The sequence below is a fragment of the Pelagibacterium sediminicola genome, from assembly GCF_003390885.1.
GTDB lineage: Bacteria > Pseudomonadota > Alphaproteobacteria > Rhizobiales > Devosiaceae > Pelagibacterium > Pelagibacterium sediminicola.
Window position 1 is genome coordinate 1 of sequence record NZ_QMEL01000026.1, and the last position, 1,397, is coordinate 1,397.

At 63.4% G+C, this 1,397-nt stretch carries 1 protein-coding gene; it reads left to right on the plus strand.

Annotated elements, in window-relative coordinates:
* Positions 1–95: 95 nt before the first annotated feature.
* Positions 96–1,364 (plus strand): IS256 family transposase, encoded by a 1,269-nt coding sequence (locus tag DQG18_RS15845; RefSeq protein WP_116655214.1) that lies wholly within the window; start codon positions 96–98, stop codon positions 1,362–1,364.
* Positions 1,365–1,397: the final 33 nt, after the last annotated feature.

The following is a 1,397-nucleotide window of genomic DNA, read 5'->3' on the forward strand; positions in this document are numbered from 1 at the left end:
GAGCTATGCCGGGAAATGGGTGACGGGGTCTGAAAGGGCGGCGTATCGTGGCGGGTGTCGAAGCCTGCCAGAACTTCCCAAAGGAACGATACGCCATGAAGAAGACTACAGACATCATCGCCTTTCGTCAGCCGGAATCTGTGGATGATCCTCTGACCGAGATCGCGCGCGACGGGGCGCGCCGAATGCTGGCTGCCGCGCTGCGGGCCGAGGCCGACGCCTTCGTCGCGCAGTATGCCGAAGAGACCCTGCCGGATGGTCGCCAGCGGGTTGTCCGACACGGCTACGGTCCGGAGCGTAGCATCCTGACCGGGATCGGGGCGCTCGACGTGCAGCGCCCGAAGGTGCGCGACCGTGCCCCCGATGTGTCGGCCGAGAAGAAGATCCGCTTCAGCTCTGCGATCCTGCCGAAATGGGCGCGGCGCTCAAGAAGCCTCGATGCTCTCCTGCCGGTCCTCTACCTGCGTGGCATCTCGATGGGAAATTTCCAGGAGGCGCTGGCCGCAATCCTGGGGAAGGACGCGCCCAACCTGTCGCCGGATGTGGTCTCGCGCCTGACCGGGGAGTGGCAGCAGGAATACGACCGTTGGCAGCGCCGCGATCTCTCGGCCCGGCGGTATGTCTACATCTGGGCGGACGGTGTCTACCTGCAGGCTCGGATGGAGCCGCAGGCCGAGTGCATGCTGGTCATTCTTGGGGCCACGCCCGAGGGGAAGAAGGAACTCGTCGGCTTCCAGGTCGGCTTGCGCGAGAGCGCGCAGAGCTGGCGTGAACTGCTGATCGACATCAAGGCGCGCGGCCTCGCGGTTCCGCCTGAGATTGCCGTGGGTGACGGAGCAATGGGGTTCTGGAAGGCGCTCGACGAGGTCTTCCCTGGCACACGCCATCAAAGATGTTGGGTCCACAAAATCGCCAACGTGCTCAACAAATTCCCGAAATCCATGCAGCCGGCGGTGAAGGCCGACCTGCGCGAGATCTGGCAGGCTGAAACCCGCGCCGTGGCGCAAACCGCGATGAATGTCTTCGCCGAGAAATACGGCGCCAAATACGAAAAGGCAGTGACCTGCCTGACCAAGGACAGCGTGGCGTTGCTCGCCTTCTACGACTTCCCGGCCGATCACTGGGATCACCTGCGCACGGGAAACCCGATCGAGAGTGTCTTCGCCACCGTTCGGCACAGGACTGTCCGAACCAAGGGTGCGCTGTCGCAGAAGACGGCGAAGCTCATGGTCTTCAAGCTCGTTCAGGCTGCCGCCAAGACATGGCGCCGCCTGAAGGGCGCGAACCAGTTGCCTTTGCTCATCGAAGGCGTCACATTCACCGACGGCGTAGCCACCAGCGTCGCCGAAAATCGCGCCGCTTGATCAGGCCGTATCACCCAAAATCCCGCATAGCTC

What these genes read in the sequence shown, in the direction of transcription:
- DQG18_RS15845 (WP_116655214.1), top strand. Translation starts at nt 96, where the DNA reads ATGAAGAAGACTACAGACATCATCGCCTTTCGTCAGCCGGAATCTGTG.